Source organism: Vibrio sp. 10N.247.310.23 (assembly GCF_041467155.1).
In the GTDB taxonomy this organism is placed as follows: domain Bacteria; phylum Pseudomonadota; class Gammaproteobacteria; order Enterobacterales; family Vibrionaceae; genus Vibrio; species Vibrio crassostreae_C.
On the sequence record NZ_JBFSTZ010000015.1, the window covers coordinates 28766 to 48832 of the forward strand.

The window sequence follows — 20067 nt, forward strand, 5'->3', positions numbered from 1 at the left end:
TAAGCAAAAATAGCCGGGGATAATCAAATTGCCAATTTTATAGCGTTAGCGAATTGAGTATGGATGCACCATTGAACGGTTGCGACCGTCTGATTTCGCTTGATACAACGCACTATCAGCCAAGGCAACAGCCGATTCCATTTCATCATCAGGTGTAGGAATGTAAGAGATAATACCAATACTCACCGTGATGAATTCAGAGACTGTCGACTTCTCATGCGCAAGTTCCAATTTTAGGACTTCATCATGAATACGCTGCGCCACCAGCTGAGCACCTTCGGTCGTTGTATTTGGCAGAATAAAGCCGAACTCTTCACCACCATAACGAGCCACACAATCAGATGAACGATTCAACACCTGCTTAAATGCCTGAGAAACCTGAATCAAAGCATCATCGCCTTGTTGGTGTCCGTAAAAGTCGTTGTAGCCTTTAAAGAAGTCGATATCACATAGCATGATCGTCAGTGGCAGCTTCTCACGCACATGATAATGCCACAGTGTAGAGAGCTGTTCATCGAAACGACGTCGGTTAGACACTTTAGTCAGGCTATCCATAAAGCTGAGGCGTTCAAGTTCAAGGTTGGCTTCTTCAAGCTTTTGTTCTGCTAGATAACGCTCTGTAATATCACGCGCCATGATCAACACACCATTAGTGCTCGATGCTGGATCTCTAAACGGTGATTTGACTACATCATACCAAGTAAATGTTCCATCACTTGAGACCACTTTGTCGATATAACGCAGTGATTTACTTTGATGAAGCACTTGATGATCGGTTTCTGATATTCGCGTATAGATGCTATGTGGCACCACATCTTGTAAACGTTTACCGATCAAGTCACTGACTTCAGAGATACCCAGCGCAGCCACAAATGGTTTATTACACGCTTGATAAACCATGTTTTCATTAAAGATACCAATCGAGTCTGGGCTGGCCTCCAGGAGGTTTTGCAAGATGGTGTCACGCTGCGCAAGTGCCACTTCGGTATCTTTTCGCTTCTCCATCTCGCCACGCAGTTTCTGCTGCATGTCATGCCAATCGGTCACATCATGACTAATAGAGAGCGTGCCGATGGTTTCTCCATCTTGGGAAAGCAGCACACTTTGGTAGGTTTCAAGCAAGCAGCTTTTTCCATCTTGATCTGTAGTCCAAGAGCGTTCACTTACACGACCTTTTAATACTCCACCAGAAACACTCAGGGTGCCCTCTTCAGCACGACCATGCCAAAACTTTTTAAACGAGCGATTACTCGTCACTAACTGACCTTTCTGATCTTTCACGTAGATCAGCTCAGACAAAGAATCCAAAGCGGTACGAGCAACATTCAGTTCTCGAACTTCTTGGGACAGTTCTTCGTTAGTGTTTTTATAAGGTGAGGCGTGAATCATCCAAGCCTGCTTATTTCTAAAATGGATCTTACGACCGATCAAGTTGATCTTGAACGACTCAAATTCAGAAAGCGCCCACAGGGAGACCTGCTCGAAGGCTCGAGAGTTGATGTGGTTGGTTAAGTAGTGACGAAAGCTGTTCTCGCTTTCCACAGTAGGAAAGCGAAAATTAACACCGATTTGGCGGATACCAAGCAACTGCATGGCTTGGCGATTGGCATAGAGTATTTCGCCACTTCGAACATCAACAAAGTAGAGTGGCGACGGGGTAGCAAGTAGAAGCGTTTCGATATGCGACTGATAACGAGAATAGAGATGCCAGCAGATGAGAGCAATCAGCAATACAACAACGATATAAATACCGTAGCCATACGCCCTGTCCCACAACCAAGTCATTACCAGTTCCATTTACTCTCAATCTATACCATAAAATCTGCTAGGGAAATGTTACCACTATTTATTGGTTTTATCTGCTGTTACCTACAGTCACCCATTTCTATTAATTGGCCGCGTTTAAAACAGGCAACGTGTACTCGAATGCAGAGCCCGTTTTGATGCCTTGAGCACCGGTTTTATCCAACGAACGACCTATTTCAGTCATCGCTAACCAGCGGTTCTCACACCATAAAGGAGAAAGTAAGGTTGGGCGTCTCGCCGCTGAAGAAACACGGTGATAAACCACGTCCGCAGGCGTGCGTTGAATGATCTCACTCGCGATATCGATGTACTCTTCAAGGCTTGGGGCTTCTAGCTTTCCGGCCTTCCACGCCTTAGCCATGGTACTGCCCTCTACTATATGAAGGCCGTGCAGCTTAATACCATCGGTGCCAACGGCTAATACCTTGTCTAAGGTTTCAAGGTTATCCGCTTTGGTTTCTTTTGGTAGGCCAACAATCAGATGAGTACACACCTTGATACCTAAAGCGCGTGCGCGTTGGGTGATCGTTTCATACACTGCAAAATCGTGGCCGCGGTTAATTCGCTTGAGGGTTTTATCATTGGCGGTTTGCAGGCCAAGCTCGAGCCAAATCTCATAGCCTTGTTTAACGTAGCCCGCTAACAGATCCAACACCGCATCAGGCACACAGTCTGGTCGCGTACCAACACAAAGGCCGACGATCTCTGCACCGGGTGCTTTTAGCGCCTCTTCATACATATTCTTGAGCACTTGCACCTCAGCATAAGTGCTGGTGTACGCCTGAAAGTAAGCCAGGTACTTCTTGGCACGAGCAATCTCACCCGCACGATCTTTTAGCTGGTCAGCAATACTTTGAATTTGAGTTTGTTCATCGGCAAAGGAAGCCACGTTACAAAACGTGCAACCTCCACGGCCAATTGTCCCGTCTCGGTTTGGGCAGCTGAAACCACCATGAAGCGTCAGCTTGTGAACCTTCTCGCCATAACGGCGTTGAAGGTCTTGGCCGATAGTATTGACCAACTCGTGTAATTGCATATTTTCAAAGCACTCAAGTAAATAAGAATGAATATCAGTCTTTTTTTGAAAAAAAATTACATCCCTGCAAAATTCGACCAATTAGTTTACTCAAGGCTTTTTGCGAGCAACCTAACAAATATCAATAAACATGCAAAAAATCGGCTCTATTTGCCTAATGTTGCACATTTGTTAGGCATTAAATTCAAAATAAAACGAAAAAAATGGTCTACATGGGTCAACTTTCATTGCAATTCGCCTAGACAAAATTGTAGGATACTTACACATATTGGCTATTTTTGAGTATTTACTTACAACGAAAACTTGCTAATAAGTCGGTGATATCTAACTCCCACCTATATAAACCACTAGTTTGTGGTTAAAAATAAACAGGTATCACCAAGGATTGTTTTTCTCGCAATACTTTTCCTGCGAGATACGGAAAGGATTCAAACCGCCAGCATAGGCAGGTTTAGACCCATAAATATAAAAGGACAAGGCTGACTTTATACAAATAAGTTGCGCCTAGATTTAACTGGAAGGATGTATCTATGGTAGATCAAGAGCAGAACTCACAGGGTCTGTATACTCCTGAATTGGAGCATGACGCTTGTGGTATCGGTTTTGTTGCGCATCTAAAGAATCGCAAATCTCATGATGTAGTAACTCAAGCACTCGATATGCTTGCACGTATGGAACACCGTGGCGGCCAAGGCTGCGATCCGTGTTCTGGTGATGGTGCAGGTATCCTGCTACAGAAGCCGCACGAATTCTTACTAGAAGAAGCCGTAAAGCTTGGAATTAAGCTGCCATCTTTTGAAAAATATGGTGTTGGTGTTGTACTTTTCCCTAAAGATGAACACAAACGTGCACAGTGTCGTGACATTCTAGAACGCAATGCACAACGCCTTGAGTTAGAAGTTATCGGTTACCGTGAACTTCCAACGGACAATTCAATGATTGGTGCTGACCCACTAAGCACTGAACCTCAATTTGAACACGTATTTATTTCTGGCGGCCCTGGTATCACACCAGAAGAGCTTGAGCGTAAACTGTATGTTCTACGTAACTACACGGTTCGTGTATGCCTAGAAAGCGTTTCAAATATCGGTGATGACTTCTACATCAACTCTATGTCTTACAAGACATTGGTGTACAAAGGTCAGCTAACAACTGAACAAGTTCCTCAGTACTTCCTAGATCTGCAAAACCCAACCATGGTGACAGCTCTAGCACTAGTACACTCTCGCTTCTCTACCAATACATTCCCACGTTGGCGTCTAGCTCAGCCTTTCCGTTACATCGCGCACAATGGCGAAATCAATACGGTTCGCGGCAACCTGAACTGGATGAAAGCACGTGAAGCAATCCTAGAATCGGATCTGTTTACACAAGCTGAAATCGACATGCTGCTTCCTATCTGTCAGGAAGGTAGTTCGGATTCATCAAACTTCGATATGGCACTTGAGCTACTTGTTCTTTCAGGTCGTACTCTGCCACACGCGTTGATGATGATGATCCCGGAAGCATGGCAAGAAAACAAAAACATGGATCCAACTCGTCGTGCGTTCTACCAGTACCACGCGAACGTAATGGAACCATGGGATGGCCCAGCATCAGTATGTTTCACCGATGGTGTTCAAGTAGGTGCAACACTTGACCGTAACGGTCTGCGTCCTTCTCGCTACACAGTAACTAAAGACGACTTCCTAGTAATGGCGTCTGAGTCTGGTGTTGTTGAGATTGCACCTGAAAACGTTGAGTACCGTGGTCGTCTACAACCAGGTCGTATCTTCGTTGCTGACCTTGAGCAAGGCCGCATCATTTCTGATGAAGAAGTGAAAGACAGCATTGCTAAAGCACAACCTTACGAAAAGTGGGTTGAAGAGAACCTTCTGAGCCTGAAAAAGCTACCGGATGCGAGCAACGAATTTAGCCAACCTTCTCCAGAGAAACTACTACACAAACAACAATCGTTTGGCGTGAGTTCTGAAGAAGTAAACGAAATCATTCTACCTCTTGCGAAAACAGGCTACGAGCCACTTTCTGCAATGGGTGCTGACTGGCCGCTAGCGATTCTTTCTCACCAATCGCAGCACCTTTCAAACTACTTCAAACAGTTGTTTGCACAAGTAACTAACCCGCCGATCGACCCGATTCGTGAGCGCATGGTTATGTCTCTGAACACTTACCTAGGTAAAGACCAGAACTTACTTGCTGAAACACCTGAGCACTGTCAAAAAGTAGAACTTGAGTCTCCAGTACTGTCTAACTCTGAGTTAGAAAAACTGCGTGCAATCGATAACGAGCACCTTCAGGCGAAGACGCTGGATATCGTATTCCAAGCAAATGGCGACCAAGGTAAGTTAGAGCGCGCACTTAAGCGTATCTGCCAATACGCAGAAGACGCAGTGATTGATGGCTACTCTATCATCCTACTGACAGACCGTGCGGTTAACTCTAACCATGCCGCTATTCCAGCAATGCTGGCGGTTGGCGCGGTTCACCACCACCTAATCCGTAAAGGTCTACGTGCTAAGTGTGACATCGTTGTTGAAACGGGCGACGCTCGTGAGACACACCACTTTGCAACGCTTATCGGTTATGGTGCAAACGCAGTTAACCCATACCTAGTTATTGAAACGATTGTTGAACTGCAACGTACTAAGAAGCTAGATCCAAACGTACACCCACGTGAGTTATTCGATAACTACCGTAAAGGTGTTAACGGCGGTCTACTTAAGATCTTCTCTAAGATGGGGATCTCTACGCTGCAGTCTTACCACGGTGCACAAATCTTTGAAGCACTTGGTGTTAGCAAATCAGTGGTTGAAAAATACTTCACAGGTACTGTTTCTCGTATCCAAGGTCTAACGATCGACGATATCGCGCGAGAAGTATTGGTTCGTCACCGTGTTGGTTACCCAGCTCGTGAAATTCCAGCTCAGATCCTTGATGTTGGTGGTGTTTACCAGTGGAAACAACGTGGTGAGAAACACTTATTCAACCCAGAAACGATTTCTCTACTTCAAGAATCGACGCGTAACAAAGATTACGGTCAGTTCAAGAAGTACGCAAAAGCAGTTGATGACCAAGGCGACAACGCAGCAACGCTACGTAGCCAACTGGACTTCATCAAGAACCCTGCAGGCTCTATTCCTCTAGCAGAAGTAGAACCAATCGAGAACATTCTTAAGCGTTTCGCAACCGGCGCAATGAGCTTTGGTTCAATCTCGCATGAGGCTCACTCAACACTGGCTGTTGCGATGAACCGCATTGGCGCGAAATCAAACTCAGGTGAAGGTGGTGAAGATCCAGCACGTTTCGAACGTAAAGAAAACGGCGACTGGGAACGTTCAGCAATCAAACAGGTGGCTTCTGGTCGCTTTGGTGTAACGTCTTACTACCTATCTAACGCTGATGAGCTACAAATCAAGATGGCTCAAGGTGCGAAACCGGGCGAAGGTGGTCAACTACCTGGTGATAAGGTTGATGACTGGATCGGCGCAACGCGTCACTCGACTCCGGGCGTAGGTCTTATCTCGCCACCGCCACACCACGATATCTACTCAATCGAAGATTTGGCTCAGCTGATCTACGATCTGAAAAACGCGAACCGTAACGGTCGTGTCAACGTGAAGCTAGTATCAGAAGCTGGCGTAGGTACGATTGCATCGGGTGTAGCGAAAGCGAAAGCTGACGTGGTACTTATCGCAGGTTTTGATGGTGGTACGGGTGCATCTCCGATGTCTTCTATCCGTCATACCGGTCTGCCTTGGGAGCTGGGTCTAGCGGAAACGCACCAAACACTACTGAAAAACGGCCTACGTAACCGTATCGTTGTTCAATCTGATGGTCAGATGAAAACACCACGTGATCTTGCAGTAGCAACGTTACTTGGCGCTGAAGAATGGGGCGTAGCAACAGCAGCTCTAGTGGTTGAAGGCTGTATCATGATGCGTAAGTGTCACAAGAATACATGTCCTGTTGGTATCGCTACACAGAACAAGACTCTGCGTGAACGTTTCGACGGCCGCGTAGAAGACGTAGTCACTTTCTTCCAATACATGGCTGAAGGTCTGCGTGAAGTAATGGCTGAACTTGGCTTCCGCTCTATCGATGAGATGGTTGGTCAATCGCACAAACTTAAAGTTCGTGATGACATCGGCCACTGGAAGTACAAGAACCTAGATCTAACACCTGTACTGCACATTGAGCAGGCACGTGAAGAAGATGGTATCTACAACCAGACGCAACAAAACCACAACCTAGAAGACGTTCTAGACCGCAAGTTGATTCAAGCTGCGATTCCAGCTCTTGAGAAAGGCGAAGCCGTGAATGCGAGCTTCCCTATCATCAACACGGACCGCTCTGCTGGTACCATGCTGTCGAACGAAATCTCGAAGGTTTACAAAGACCAAGGTTTACCACAACCAATGAACGTTAAGTTCCACGGTAGTGCTGGCCAATCTTTCGGTGCGTTCCTTGCGAAAGGCGTTAAGTTCGAAGTAGAAGGCGACGCGAACGATTACTGGGGTAAAGGTCTGTCTGGCGGTACTTTGGTACTGTACCCAGATGCGAAATCTTCTATCGTTGCTGAAGATAACATCGTGGTTGGTAACGTATGTTTCTACGGTGCGACCTCAGGTGAATCTTTCATTCGCGGTATGGCAGGCGAACGTTTCTGTGTTCGTAACTCAGGTGCGAAGGTTGTTGTTGAGGGCGTTGGTGACCACGGTTGTGAATACATGACTGGTGGTGTTGCCATTATCCTTGGTTCAACAGGTCGTAACTTTGCTGCGGGCATGAGTGGCGGTGTTGCTTATGTTTGGGACAAAGCGGGTGACTTCGAAACCAAGCTCAACCCTGAACTTGTAGACCTAGATCCAATTGAACAAGAAGATAAAGATCTTCTACTGGATATGCTAACTAAGCATGTTGAATTCACAGGAAGTGAAGTTGCTCAATCTTTCCTAGACAACTTTGAAGCAAGTGTTGCATCGCTAGTTAAAGTAATGCCACGCGACTACAAAGCTGTTCTTGAAAAGCGTAAAGCTGAAGCACAACAGGCACAAACGGAAGAAGTGGAGGCAGTATAATGGGTAAGCCTACTGGATTTTTAGAACACGGTCGTGAGCTTCCAAAGAAGCTCGACCCGTCAGTTCGAATTGAAAACAACAAAGAGTTCGTACTTAACGAAGAGTTTGGTGAAAAGATCAATACTCAAGCCTCTCGTTGTATGGACTGTGGCGTACCTTTCTGTCACAACGGCTGTCCGATTGGTAACATCATCCCAGAATTCAATGATGCGGTTTACCGTGACAGCTGGGAAGAGGCTTGGAACATCCTAAGCTCTACCAACAACTTCCCTGAGTTTACCGGTCGTGTTTGTCCTGCTCCTTGTGAAAGTGCCTGTGTTCTTGGTATCAACCAAGACCCAATCACTATCTGTAATATCGAGAAAACGATTGTTGAAACTGCGTACCGTGAAGGGTACGCAAAACCTAAAACACCACGCTCTCGCACAGGTAAAACTGTCGCAGTTATCGGTTCAGGTCCTGCTGGCTTAGCCGCAGCGGAGCAGCTAAACAGCGCTGGTCACTCGGTAACGGTATTTGAACGTGACGAGAAAGTCGGTGGTCTACTTCGCTTCGGTATCCCAGATTTCAAACTGGGTATGGACGTGATTGATCGTAAGATCAACCTAATGGCTGAAGCGGGCGTTGAGTTTAAAGTTAACCAACACATCGGTGTTGATGTTAACGCTCAGCAGCTACGCCAAGAGTTTGATGTGGTATTGCTAACGGGTGGTTCTACGGTTCCACGTGACTTGCCAATCCCTGGTCGTGAGTTGAAAGGCGTTCACTTTGCCATGGAATTCCTTGGTCAAAACAACCGCCGTGCTAACAACCTAGATCTTAAAACAGAAGAGATTCACGCTAAAGATAAGCACGTTGTGGTTATCGGTGGTGGTGATACTGGTTCTGACTGTGTGGGCACATCAAACCGTCATAAGGCAGCGAGCATTACTCAGGTTGAGATCATGCCGATCCCACCAGAGAAGCGCCCTGCAAACATGCCTTGGCCTCAATACCCAATGATCATGAAAACCACCACTTCTCACGAAGAAGGTTGTGAACGTCACTGGAACATCTTAACCAAAGAGTTCATCGGTAACGAGCAAGGTCAAGTGACGGGTCTACGTATTGCTGACATCGTTTGGCAAGATGCGAAACCAGGTGAGCGTCCAGGCTTTGATGAAGTCGCGAACTCTGAACGTGTTATTCCTTGTGACATGGCATTCCTAGCAATGGGCTTCTTACACCCGGAGCCAACCGGCGTGCTTGCTCAACTAGACATTAAACTGGACGAGCGCGGTAACGTCGCTTCTGAAGGTTTTGCAACGAACCAGAAAGGCGTTTTCGCTGCTGGTGATATGCGTACTGGTCAATCTCTAGTTGTACGTTGTATTAATGAAGGTCGTGAATGTGCAATTGCCATTGATGACTTCTTAATGGGTAACTCAAACTTAGAAGCGAAAGCTGATTCACTCATGCTTTCCGCATAATATTTCTCGGGCTAACGTCAATTACGTTAGCCTAGAGGAAAAGCAATACCCTTCCTAACTTTTATATTTGGCTAGCACTCGATGCTAGCCTTTTTTCTATCTGGCATTTGTCGTTTTCAAAATCACCCTGTTGTATATGTTAAATCTCGTTAACATTCACCTTATATATCTCATTGATATCCATCGACTATTTTAGATTATTAAGTGGCTAATCGCGTTTATGCATGATAATTAACCATGAACTTGACCTTAAACACAATTAGCTATACGTTGTAAAGCTGATGAAAATAAAATCAATCGGTTTTGTTAACACAACCAATAACGTTTTAACTGGCTAAAGCAAACTATCAGTTTATAAAAAACAACAAGTATATGAATAGTTAGTCATTTACTGTCTGGATGACAGAGAAGCAAAAGGGAGAATTGCAATGGCTCTATATGATCCTAGTCTTGAAAAAGACAACTGTGGATTTGGTTTAATAGCGCAAATGGAAGGCCAACCTAGTCATAAGTTGGTAAGAACTGCTATTTCAGCCCTCGATCGCATGACACACCGTGGTGGTATCGCTGCGGATGGTAAAACCGGGGATGGCTGTGGCTTATTACTACAGAAGCCTGACTCTTATCTCAGAATTATTGCTGAAGAGAATAACTTCAAGCTCGGCAAGCAATACGCTGTCGGCATGATTTTCTTCAGCCAAGATCCAATCAAAGCGCAATCCGCGCAAGACATCGTCAATAAAGAGCTCGCTCAAGAGACCTTAACGGTTGCAGGTTGGCGCGTAGTACCGACCAACACCGACGTATTAGGTCCGATTGCCAAAGATTCAGTTCCCAATATTCAGCAAGTGTTTATCTCGGCCCCCGCGGGTTGGCGTGAACGCGATATTGAACGACGCCTTTATATTGCTCGTCGCAGAATTGAAAAACAGATCACCGAAGACAAAGATTTCTATATTTGTAGCCTTTCGACACAAGTCATGGTTTACAAAGGTCTGTGTATGCCGGCCGATCTTCCGCGATTTTACCTCGATCTTGCAGACTTACGCATGGAATCGGCGATATGTCTGTTCCACCAGCGTTTCTCAACCAATACTCAGCCACGTTGGCCACTGGCTCAACCATTCCGCTATTTAGCGCACAATGGTGAGATCAATACCATTGAAGGTAACCGACAATGGGCTAAGGCTCGTGCCTATAAATTCTCTTCGCCGTTGCTGCCAGATTTACAAACCGCCGCACCCTTTGTGAATGAGACAGGCTCAGATTCATCAAGCCTAGATAACATGCTCGACCTGTTCCTTGCCGGTGGTATGGATGTGTTCCGAGCGATGCGCATGCTTGTGCCGCCCGCTTGGCAAAACCACCCAGATATGGACCCAGATCTACGTGCATTCTACGACTTCAACTCCAAGCACATGGAACCGTGGGATGGCCCTGCAGGTATCGTACTTTCTGATGGTCGTTACGCTGCGTGTAACCTCGATAGAAATGGCCTGCGTCCTGCGCGTTATGTCATCACCAAAGACAACCTGATCACCTTGGCATCTGAGGTCGGTATCTGGAACTACGCGCCAGATGAAGTGGCAGAGAAAGGGCGTGTCGGCCCAGGTGAATTGCTCGTCATAGATACGCGCCGCGGTAAATTGTGGCAATCTAACGAGATCGACAATGACCTTAAAGGTCGCCATCCTTATAAAGAGTGGATGGAAAAGAACGTTCACAAGTTAACGCCATTTTCTGCGCTGCAAGATGACCAAGTGGGTAAGCGTAGCTTTGACGATGATACGCTCAAGACCTACCAAAAACAGTTTGCGATGAGCAACGAAGAGTCCGACCAAGTGCTGCGTGTGCTTGGTGATATGGGGCAAGAAGCAGTAGGCTCAATGGGCGACGACACGCCAATGGCTGTGCTCTCTTCAAAAGAACGCTTGGTCACTGATTACTTCCGTCAAAAGTTTGCACAAGTCACCAACCCACCGATTGATCCATTGCGTGAAAAACACGTGATGTCTTTGGCGACCAGTATTGGTAAAGAGATGAACGTGTTCTGTGAAACAGACGGTCACGCCTATCGTGTCACGTTTGATTCACCAGTACTGCTTTACTCAGACATGCAGCAGCTTCTGCAGTTGAGTCAAAAACATTATCGTCATGTCATTCTCAGCATGCACTACGACCCGAATAACCAAGATCTAGAACAAGCAATCAAAGCAGTATGTGATAGCGCCGAACAAGAAGTCAGCGAAGGTGCGGTTTTAGTTGTGCTGTCGGACAAAGGTTTAGAGAAAGGAAAACTACCGATCCCTGCAGCCATGTTGGTTGGTGCGGTGCAAACAAGGCTTGCTGATACCAACCTGCGTTGTGATGCCAACATCGTTGTTGAGACAGCAACTGCGCGCGACCCACACCAATTTGCTGTGCTGCTTGGCTTCGGTGCAACCGCGGTTTACCCATACCTCGCTTATGAAGCGTTAGGTAAAATGTTGGATGATGGCTCTTTAGATAAAGATTATCGTGCCGCAATGCAAAATTACCAAAACGGCATCAACAAAGGTCTGTACAAGATCATGTCGAAGATGGGAATTTCAACCATTGCCTCTTATCGCTGTTCACAGCTTTTCGAAGCCGTTGGCCTTCATTCCGATGTTGTTGAGCTCTGTTTCCGCGGAGTTACCACTCGAATCCAAGGCGCAAGCTTTAGCGATTTCCAGCAAGATATCTATAACTTATCTCGTAAAGCCTGGACTAAGCGTAAGCCAATCGAGCACGGTGGTTTACTCAAATACGTACACGGCGGCGAATATCACGCCTATAACCCTGATGTGGTTGGCACTCTGCAAACTGCAGTAAAAACAGGTGAGACATCGGATTATCTCTCTTTTGCTAAGCAAGTAAATGCTCGTCCAGCTGCGATGTTACGCGACTTAATGAGCCTCAAAAAAGCCGATCAGCCTCTACCACTAGAGCAAGTCGAGCCTAACAGCGATCTGTTTAAACGCTTCGACTCTGCGGCAATGTCGATCGGTGCTTTGAGCCCAGAAGCGCATGAAGCATTAGCAATGGCGATGAACCGCTTGGGTGGTTACTCAAACTCTGGTGAAGGTGGTGAAGACCCTCGACGCTTTGGTACTGACCGTAACTCTCGTATCAAGCAGATAGCTTCCGGTCGTTTTGGTGTGACGCCACATTACTTAACCAATGCGGATGTTTTGCAGATCAAGGTCGCGCAAGGTGCGAAGCCTGGAGAAGGTGGTCAACTGCCCGGCCATAAAGTTACCGCAGAAATCGCTAAGCTGAGATATTCAGTTCAAGGGGTGACACTGATCTCCCCTCCTCCACATCACGATATTTATTCTATCGAGGATCTAGCGCAGCTGATTTTCGACCTTAAACAAGTGAACCCTAAAGCCTTGGTTTCAGTAAAGTTAGTATCGGAACCGGGTGTAGGCACGATTGCAACTGGTGTAGCGAAAGCCTATGCCGATCTGATCACCATTTCTGGCTACGATGGCGGTACCGCGGCAAGCCCTCTAACCTCGGTAAAATACGCAGGTTGCCCTTGGGAGCTTGGCTTAGCAGAAACTCAACAAGCACTGGTTGCTAACGGGCTTCGTCATAAGATCCGCCTGCAAGTCGATGGTGGTTTAAAAACTGGCCTTGATGTGATTAAAGGTGCGATTCTCGGTGCAGAAAGCTTTGGTTTTGGTACCGCGCCAATGGTCGCAATGGGTTGTAAGTTCTTACGAATTTGTCACCTAAACAACTGTGCGACGGGTGTTGCGACTCAAGATGAAACACTACGCCGCGAATACTTCAAAGGCCTGCCAGACATGGTGGTGAACTACTTTACAGGCCTAGCCGATGAAGTTCGCCAATACCTTGCAGAACTCGGCGTAGAAAAACTAACGGACCTGATTGGTCGTACTGACTTACTTGAAGCCGTTCAAGGCCTCACCGCGAAACAGAACAAGCTCGATCTCTCTTCAATAATCGAAGCTCCGGTATCTCCAGAAGGTCACCCACTGTTTTGGACCGAGCCAAACGCACCATTTGATAAAGCTCAGCTCAACCAGCAGATTCTGGATGATGCATTCGATGCAATTGAGAAACGTCAATCCACCAGCCTTTACTACAACGTGATCAACACAGACCGCTCGATTGGTGCTCGTATCTCTGGTGAAATTGCTAAGCGATACGGCAACCAAGGGATGGCAGGTTCACCAATCAAGTTATATCTCGACGGTACAGCAGGCCAATCTTTTGCGGTTTGGAACGCAGGCGGCGTTGAGCTTTACCTAACAGGCGATGCCAATGACTATGTTGGCAAAGGCATGGCTGGCGGCAAAGTGGTTATCAAGCCTCACCAAGGCACCGCATTTACTTGTAACGAAGCGACCATCATAGGCAACACCTGTCTGTATGGCGCAACTGGAGGCAAGCTGTTTGCAGCTGGTACGGCTGGCGAACGATTTGGCGTACGTAACTCAGGTACGGTTGCTGTGATTGAAGGCGCTGGTGACAACGCCTGTGAATACATGACCGGCGGTATTGTTGCCATTCTTGGCGCAACTGGCGTCAACTTCGGTGCGGGTATGACAGGTGGCTTCGCTTATGTCATGGATAAGAACGAAGACTTCCAAGGTCGAGTAAATAACGAGTCGGTCGAGGCACTTTCTCTGTCTGACTTATTTATCCACCAAGAACATCTGCGTGGCTTAATTGCAGAGCACTTAGAAGAGACTGGCTCAGTACACGCTGAAGCTATTCTGGCGAACTTTGATGAATGGATTCCAAAGTTCTACCTAGTGAAGCCAAAGACGGCGGATCTGAACACCTTGCTCGGCCACCAAAGCCGCAGCTCAGCTGAACTTCGTGTTCAAGCGCAATAATTGGAAGGAGTCAATAATGAGCCAGAATGTATACCAATTTATTGATGTGAATCGCGTAGACCCAGCGAAGAAACCAATCAAGATACGTAAGATTGAGTTTGTAGAGATCTACGAACCTTTCACTAAACAGCAAGCGAAAGCGCAAGCAGACCGTTGTTTAGACTGTGGTAACCCATACTGTGAATGGAAATGTCCTGTTCACAACTACATCCCTCAGTGGCTTAAGCTTGCCAATGAAGGGCGCATTATCGAAGCCGCTGAACTGTCTCACCAAACCAACAGCCTGCCTGAGGTTTGCGGTCGAGTTTGCCCTCAAGACCGCTTGTGTGAGGGCTCTTGTACCCTCAATGACGATTTCGGTGCCGTAACCATTGGCAATATTGAAAAGTACATTACCGACAAAGCCTTTGAGATGGGTTGGAAGCCTGACATGTCTCACGTTGAGTGGACTGATAAAAAGGTCGCGATCATCGGTGCGGGACCAGCTGGTCTAGCGGCGGCTGACATCCTAGTTCGTAATGGCGTAAAAGCCGTTGTGTTTGACCGCTATCCGGAGATCGGTGGCCTACTGACGTTTGGTATTCCATCGTTCAAGCTTGAGAAAGGCATCATGGAAAATCGTCGCCGTATCTTTAGCGAGATGGGCGTCGAGTTCCAAATGAATACCGAAGTCGGCAAAGATGTACAACTTCAGCAACTCGTCGATGACTACGACGCTGTTTTCCTTGGTGTCGGCACCTATAAAAACATGCGTGCGGGTTTAGACAACGAAGATGCACCGGGCGTTTATGATGCTCTGCCATTCTTGATTTCTAATACCTATAAGGTCATGGAACTGGAAAACCCAACCCCATTTATCGATATGCAAGGTAAGAAAGTCGTCGTGCTTGGTGGTGGTGATACGGCGATGGACTGCGTTCGAACCTCTATTCGTCAGAATGTGGCAGATGTGGTGTGTGCTTACCGCCGAGATGAAGCCAACATGCCAGGTTCTCGCCGTGAGGTAAAAAATGCACGTGAAGAGGGGGTGAAGTTCAAGTTCAACCTACAACCTATCGGCTTAGAGCTTAACAGCGCTGGTCATGTGGTTGGTGTGAAATTCGTGAAAACCGCTTTGGGTGAGCCTGATGAAGCAGGCCGTCGTCGTCCAGAACCTGTCGAAGGCAGTGAGCATGTTCTTGAGGCTGATGCCGTAATTATGGCATTTGGTTTCCAACCTCATACGATGGAATGGCTAGAACCTTTCGGTGTGGAGCTCGATCAGTGGGGTCGCATCAAGGCTCCTAACAAACAAGAGTTTCAATACCAAACCACCAACAGCAAGATATTTGCAGGTGGCGATGCGGTTCGAGGATCTGACTTAGTGGTGACCGCTATCGATGAAGGCCGTAAAGCCGCAGAAGGGATCTTGGACTACCTAGAAGTGTGACCAGGGCGTGTTGATCTTTCGAGCTGATTTTTGCAGCGAGTTGCTGGGCATTTATACAAGGCAGAGGCGTCGATGTGTAGCTAGCCTACATGAGAAGCCGATAACGTAGTAGAAATGACCAGCAAACGCTGCCCGAAGGGTTCGGCTAAAAGCGTTTTACTCTTTGTTGAGGGAGATTTGCTTAGAGTGACTAGGCTACTTCCCCCTCGCCGCGATTAAAACGCTTTTATCTCGAACAAAATTTAACCACGAAAGGTCAACACGCCCTAGTATAAGGTTTCCTTTATTACTCAGGCCGTTACTATAAAAAAGGGATCCAATGATGGATCCTTTTTTGAATTAGATACGTTTATCACAAGCATATCGAAAAATACGTAAAACAATCGCAAACAAGCCAATACCTATAACTAAAATTAAAACAACGCCATAGGAAACATTATGAAAAAAGCAGCTCTCCTCTCGTTATCACTTTTAACGTTAACCGCTTGCAGCCAAGGAATCACGGACATGAAAGACAGAACTTCATCACCTTGTGGAGACAAACCAAACTGCGTATCAACTCAAGATGATCGTGAGCAACATGCATTGGCCGCGTTAGAGTTGTCAGATTCAGCGAGCTTAGATGCGATTGAGCAGGTTGCGCTAACCTTACCGGGATCAAAAACCGCGAGTAAAACAGAAGATTATCTGCGTGTTGAATGTACTTCGCGCATCATGCGTTTTGTCGATGACTTAGAACTTAAAATCACGGATGGCAAACTGATCGTGCGTTCAGAGTCTCGTACTGGCCATTCTGATTTTGGCGTAAACCGAAAACGAGCTGAACAACTTCGTGCTAGCTTGAAAAGCGAAGGCCTAATCAAATAGATAAAAGAATACGCAGATAAATCGCTACTATTCGGATGAGAAGTGCCTCTGGGCAGTCGCTCGACACTTCTTATCCATGCTACAATTTCGCTCTACTGTTTAAATATTATTTATTAAGAGACTACACATGAAAATCGGCATCATTGGCGCAATGGAGCAAGAAGTTGCGATCCTAAAAGCAGCAATTTCAGACATTACTGAAGTTAATAAAGGCGGTTGTACCTTTTTCTCTGGTCAGCTAAATGGTGTTGACGTTGTTTTGCTTCAATCTGGCATTGGTAAAGTAGCAGCGGCTGTTGGTACTTCAATCCTACTAAGCGAATACCAACCAGATGTCGTTCTTAACACGGGCTCTGCTGGCGGTTTTGATTCAACACTGTACCTTGGCGATGTGGTTATCTCAACTGAAGTTCGACACCACGATGCAGACGTTACAGCTTTCGGTTACGAAATCGGCCAAATGGCAGGTCAACCTGCAGCGTTCAAAGCTGACGACAAACTGATGGCTGTTGCTGAACAAGCACTAGCACAAATGGAAGACAAGCATGCCGTTCGCGGTCTTATCTGTACTGGCGACGCATTTGTTTGCACAGCAGAACGCCAAGAGTTCATCCGCAAGCACTTCCCATCTGTTGTTGCTGTAGAGATGGAAGCATCGGCTATCGCTCAAGCTTGTCACCAATTCCAAGTACCATTCGTGGTTGTTCGTGCAATCTCTGATGTTGCAGACAAAGAATCACCAATGAGCTTCGAAGAGTTCCTGCCACTAGCAGCGCAAAGCTCTTCTGAAATGGTTATCAAGATGGTTGCCCTACTAAAGTAAGCGACTAGACATGCAAACACTGTTTGATCAGGTATTTGCAAATGGCGTGCTCCTTGTGATGTGGGGAGCACTGCTTTTTCATTTAATTTTACCTATCCCCCATGCCGCACACCCCACGACCTTATGGCACAAGTTTGCTGAGCTTTTAGCAAGCAAGGTTAATAACAACCACAACTATTCCCAAAGTTTAATCTCAGGCACATTAGCCTGGGGGTTAATGGTACTGCCAACTCTGGTTATTCTATTGGCACTGCAACCATTGGTTTGGCAATCTCAACTGTTTGAATTGGCACTGTTATTACTCGCGATTGATTGGCGCAATAATGAAAAGCTGGCTAACCAACTGATCAAAGTACTTGGCCGAGAAGATAAAGCGGCCGCTCGTCAGTTACTGGCTCCGATTGTCAACCGTCAAACCGAATCACTTTCGTCACTTGGCCTCGGCAAAGCCGCCACAGAAACCATAATCATGGGTTACGCTCGTAACGTAGTTTGTGTGTTGTTCTGGTACGCCATTGGTGGTGGAATCGCTGCGTTAATGTATCGCCTTGTGGTCGAGTTAGCTCGAGCTTGGTCGCCAAGTCGCAAGCAGTTTTCTCCTTTCGGCTCAACGGCAATCAAGATCGTCGCTATCCTAGAACTTATACCAATGCGCTTATTTGCCTTGATGATCGTCTTTGGTGATAAAGCAACGCACACATTTAAGATGATGCTAGTCCAAAGTCGCTCTTGGCCACTACCCGGCCCAGCCTGGTTAATCACGGCTGTTGGCAACAAGCTGGAGTTATCATTAGGTGGCCCTGCGATTTACGACAACACTAAAGCCATTCGCGCGAAATTAGGCGGAAGAATCGCACCGTCAGCTCTGCATCTATCTCAGGTTCAGAAACTACTCTTTGGTCGCATCGCTATCTGGATATTTTTACAAAGCCTAGCCTTACTATTTATTCACCAAGGGATTTAGAGTGAAACCTTCAGCACTTGTTACAAGCCTTACTATTTTGTCTTCCAGCTTATGGCTGCCTTTATCATTTGCAGAAGAAGCACCACGGACTCAAGAACAAGTACAGCCGGCTCAACGCGTAGTCAGCCTTGCTCCTCATGCCACTGAACTCGCGTACAGCGCTGGTTTAGGCAACAACCTTGTTGCCGTAAGTGAACGAAGTGATTACCCACCACAAGCCGATAAGCTTGAAAAAGTGGCAAACTATCAAGGTATCAAGGTTGAGAAGATCATCGCACTTCAGCCTGATTTGATTCTTGCGTGGCCAGCGGGAAACCCGCCCAGAGAGCTCGCGAAACTAGAGCAATTTGGTTTTAATATTTACTACTCCAAGACCAAAAGCCTAGACAGTATCGCAACCAATATTGAACAACTGAGCGAATACGCTAGCGATCCAAGCATTGGCGAAAATAACGCTCAGCAATACAGAGAGCAGCTCAACGCGTTGAGACTAGAATACAAAGATGCCGAGCCAGTAAACTACTTCTACCAGCTCAGTGAAAAGCCGATCATCACTGTTGCTCAAGGACACTGGCCAAGTGAGGTGTTTGAGTTTTGTGGTGGACACAATATTTTTGAAGACAGCGCCTCGCCATATCCGCAAGTTGGTATTGAACAAGTTGTATTAAGAAAACCGCAAGTGATTTTCACTTCTCAGCACGCGATTGAGAATGGAACCATGTGGCAAACATGGGAAGATGAAATCCCAGCAGTCGCTCAAAATCAGATTTGGTCCCTCAATTCTGACTGGATTAATCGCCCGACAACGAGAACTTTGAAAGCGATCCAACAAGTGTGCGATTTCTTCGATAGAGCTAGGCAAAATCACTAACTATTTGCTGCGTTTTTTCGTACAATTCGCCACCGACCTGTCCCTACAATTTTAACTATAAGAGCACCAGTATCATGGACTCCATGCTGCTTTATATTATCGATTTATTTGGCACTGCCATCTTTGCCGTCTCAGGCGTATTTGTCGCTGGCCGTCTTAAGATGGATCCCTTTGGCGTCGCCGTTCTAGGCAGTGTAACCGCGATTGGCGGCGGCACAATTCGTGACATGGCATTGGGTGCAACTCCCGTGTTTTGGATCACCGATACCACCTACCTTTGGGTCATCATCATCACCTGTTTGCTGACCATGATTATTGTAAGACGCCCGAAACGTCTGGCTTGGTGGATATTGCCGGTATGTGATGCGATTGGCCTAGCGGTGTTTGTTGGCATTGGTGTAGAAAAAGCACTTATCTATCAAGATTCAGCACTAGTGGCGATCATCATGGGTGTCATCACCGGCTGCGGTGGCGGTATTATCCGCGACGTGCTTGCCCGTGAAGTGCCAATGATTCTAAGAAGTGAAGTCTACGCGACCGCTTGTATCATTGGTGGCGCTTTCCATACCGTGGCGATCAGCATGGGGCACGACTCAGAAACTGCATTTCTGGCCGGCGTGTTCTCAACACTATTGATCAGGCTTGGCGCTATTCGTTGGCATTTATCATTGCCGACCTTCGCCATCAAATAAGCTATCGTTACAAAGTGAAAGGCTCCGTAAAGGAGCCTTTCTTAATTTGAGCTCCCCAACACAATTATTATGCTCTCGCGCTACACGTGCGAGCATAGCTAAAAATACCTAACTTGGTTCAAAGCTTTAGTTTCAAGACT

At 46.6% G+C, this 20067-nt stretch carries 11 protein-coding genes; 9 read left to right on the forward strand and 2 right to left on the reverse strand.

All coding sequences use genetic code 11. The annotated features are described in order from the left end of the window. Window positions 1-45 precede the first annotated feature (45 nt). Both AB6D93_RS13050 and AB6D93_RS13055 read right to left on the reverse strand, forming a co-directional pair. Window positions 46-1797, reverse strand: a complete 1752-nt coding sequence (locus tag AB6D93_RS13050; protein WP_017059307.1) for a diguanylate cyclase domain-containing protein — start codon at window positions 1795-1797, stop codon at window positions 46-48. Between the two features lie 91 nt (window positions 1798-1888). Continuing rightward, a complete protein-coding gene (locus AB6D93_RS13055) occupies window positions 1889-2842 on the reverse strand; it encodes a TIGR01212 family radical SAM protein (RefSeq protein ID WP_017059306.1) in 954 nt (317 codons plus the stop codon). Window positions 2843-3372: 530 nt separating this feature from the next. On the opposite strand from AB6D93_RS13055, the gene gltB (AB6D93_RS13060) reads away from it, so the two are divergent. From gltB (AB6D93_RS13060) to AB6D93_RS13100, 9 genes are all read left to right on the forward strand, one after another. Beyond that, entirely contained in the window at window positions 3373-7920 is a 4548-nt protein-coding gene (gltB, locus tag AB6D93_RS13060) for a glutamate synthase large subunit (RefSeq protein ID WP_017059305.1), read from the forward strand. Next, window positions 7920-9389 (forward strand): glutamate synthase subunit beta, encoded by a 1470-nt coding sequence (locus AB6D93_RS13065; protein WP_017062889.1) that lies wholly within the window; start codon window positions 7920-7922, stop codon window positions 9387-9389. Before gltB (AB6D93_RS13060) ends, AB6D93_RS13065 begins: the two co-directional genes overlap by 1 nt. Before the next feature lie 428 nt (window positions 9390-9817). Next, window positions 9818-14281: a glutamate synthase large subunit gene (gene gltB, locus AB6D93_RS13070; RefSeq protein WP_102332780.1), complete on the forward strand. Its 4464-nt coding sequence runs from the start codon at window positions 9818-9820 to the stop codon at window positions 14279-14281. Window positions 14282-14297: 16 nt separating this feature from the next. Continuing rightward, window positions 14298-15710: an FAD-dependent oxidoreductase gene (locus tag AB6D93_RS13075; RefSeq protein ID WP_102332779.1), complete on the forward strand. Its 1413-nt coding sequence runs from the start codon at window positions 14298-14300 to the stop codon at window positions 15708-15710. Window positions 15711-16148: 438 nt separating this feature from the next. After that, complete coding sequence (locus AB6D93_RS13080; RefSeq protein WP_102332778.1) at window positions 16149-16577, forward strand: DUF1499 domain-containing protein; 429 nt, start codon at window positions 16149-16151, stop codon at window positions 16575-16577. A 127-nt stretch (window positions 16578-16704) separates the two neighbouring features. Continuing rightward, the gene (mtnN, locus tag AB6D93_RS13085) at window positions 16705-17400 is read left to right on the forward strand and encodes a 5'-methylthioadenosine/S-adenosylhomocysteine nucleosidase (RefSeq protein ID WP_017066514.1); all 696 of its coding nucleotides are present in this window, start codon (window positions 16705-16707) and stop codon (window positions 17398-17400) included. Between the two features lie 10 nt (window positions 17401-17410). Further along, window positions 17411-18364, forward strand: coding sequence for a cobalamin biosynthesis family protein (locus AB6D93_RS13090; RefSeq protein ID WP_102332777.1), 954 nt, complete (start codon window positions 17411-17413; stop codon window positions 18362-18364). Between the two features lies 1 nt (window position 18365). Next, on the forward strand, window positions 18366-19235 hold the full coding sequence (btuF, locus tag AB6D93_RS13095) for a vitamin B12 ABC transporter substrate-binding protein BtuF (RefSeq protein ID WP_017066512.1): 870 nt from the start codon (window positions 18366-18368) through the stop codon (window positions 19233-19235). 74 nt (window positions 19236-19309) lie between these two features. After that, window positions 19310-19927 carry a TRIC cation channel family protein gene (locus AB6D93_RS13100; RefSeq protein ID WP_017070823.1) on the forward strand — a complete coding sequence of 206 codons (618 nt, stop codon included), beginning with the start codon at window positions 19310-19312 and terminating at the stop codon, window positions 19925-19927. The last annotated feature ends 140 nt before the right edge of the window (window positions 19928-20067 follow it).

Excerpts from the sequence above, each read along its gene's own strand:
- AB6D93_RS13050 (WP_017059307.1), bottom strand. The coding sequence starts at position 1,797 with ATGGAACTGGTAATGACTTGGTTGTGGGACAGGGCGTATGGCTACGGT.
- AB6D93_RS13055 (WP_017059306.1), bottom strand. The coding sequence starts at position 2,842 with ATGCAATTACACGAGTTGGTCAATACTATCGGCCAAGACCTTCAACGC.
- gltB (WP_017059305.1), top strand. The coding sequence starts at position 3,373 with ATGGTAGATCAAGAGCAGAACTCACAGGGTCTGTATACTCCTGAATTG.
- AB6D93_RS13065 (WP_017062889.1), top strand. The coding sequence starts at position 7,920 with ATGGGTAAGCCTACTGGATTTTTAGAACACGGTCGTGAGCTTCCAAAG.
- gltB (WP_102332780.1), top strand. The coding sequence starts at position 9,818 with ATGGCTCTATATGATCCTAGTCTTGAAAAAGACAACTGTGGATTTGGT.
- AB6D93_RS13075 (WP_102332779.1), top strand. The coding sequence starts at position 14,298 with ATGAGCCAGAATGTATACCAATTTATTGATGTGAATCGCGTAGACCCA.
- AB6D93_RS13080 (WP_102332778.1), top strand. The coding sequence starts at position 16,149 with ATGAAAAAAGCAGCTCTCCTCTCGTTATCACTTTTAACGTTAACCGCT.
- mtnN (WP_017066514.1), top strand. The coding sequence starts at position 16,705 with ATGAAAATCGGCATCATTGGCGCAATGGAGCAAGAAGTTGCGATCCTA.
- AB6D93_RS13090 (WP_102332777.1), top strand. The coding sequence starts at position 17,411 with ATGCAAACACTGTTTGATCAGGTATTTGCAAATGGCGTGCTCCTTGTG.
- AB6D93_RS13100 (WP_017070823.1), top strand. The coding sequence starts at position 19,310 with ATGGACTCCATGCTGCTTTATATTATCGATTTATTTGGCACTGCCATC.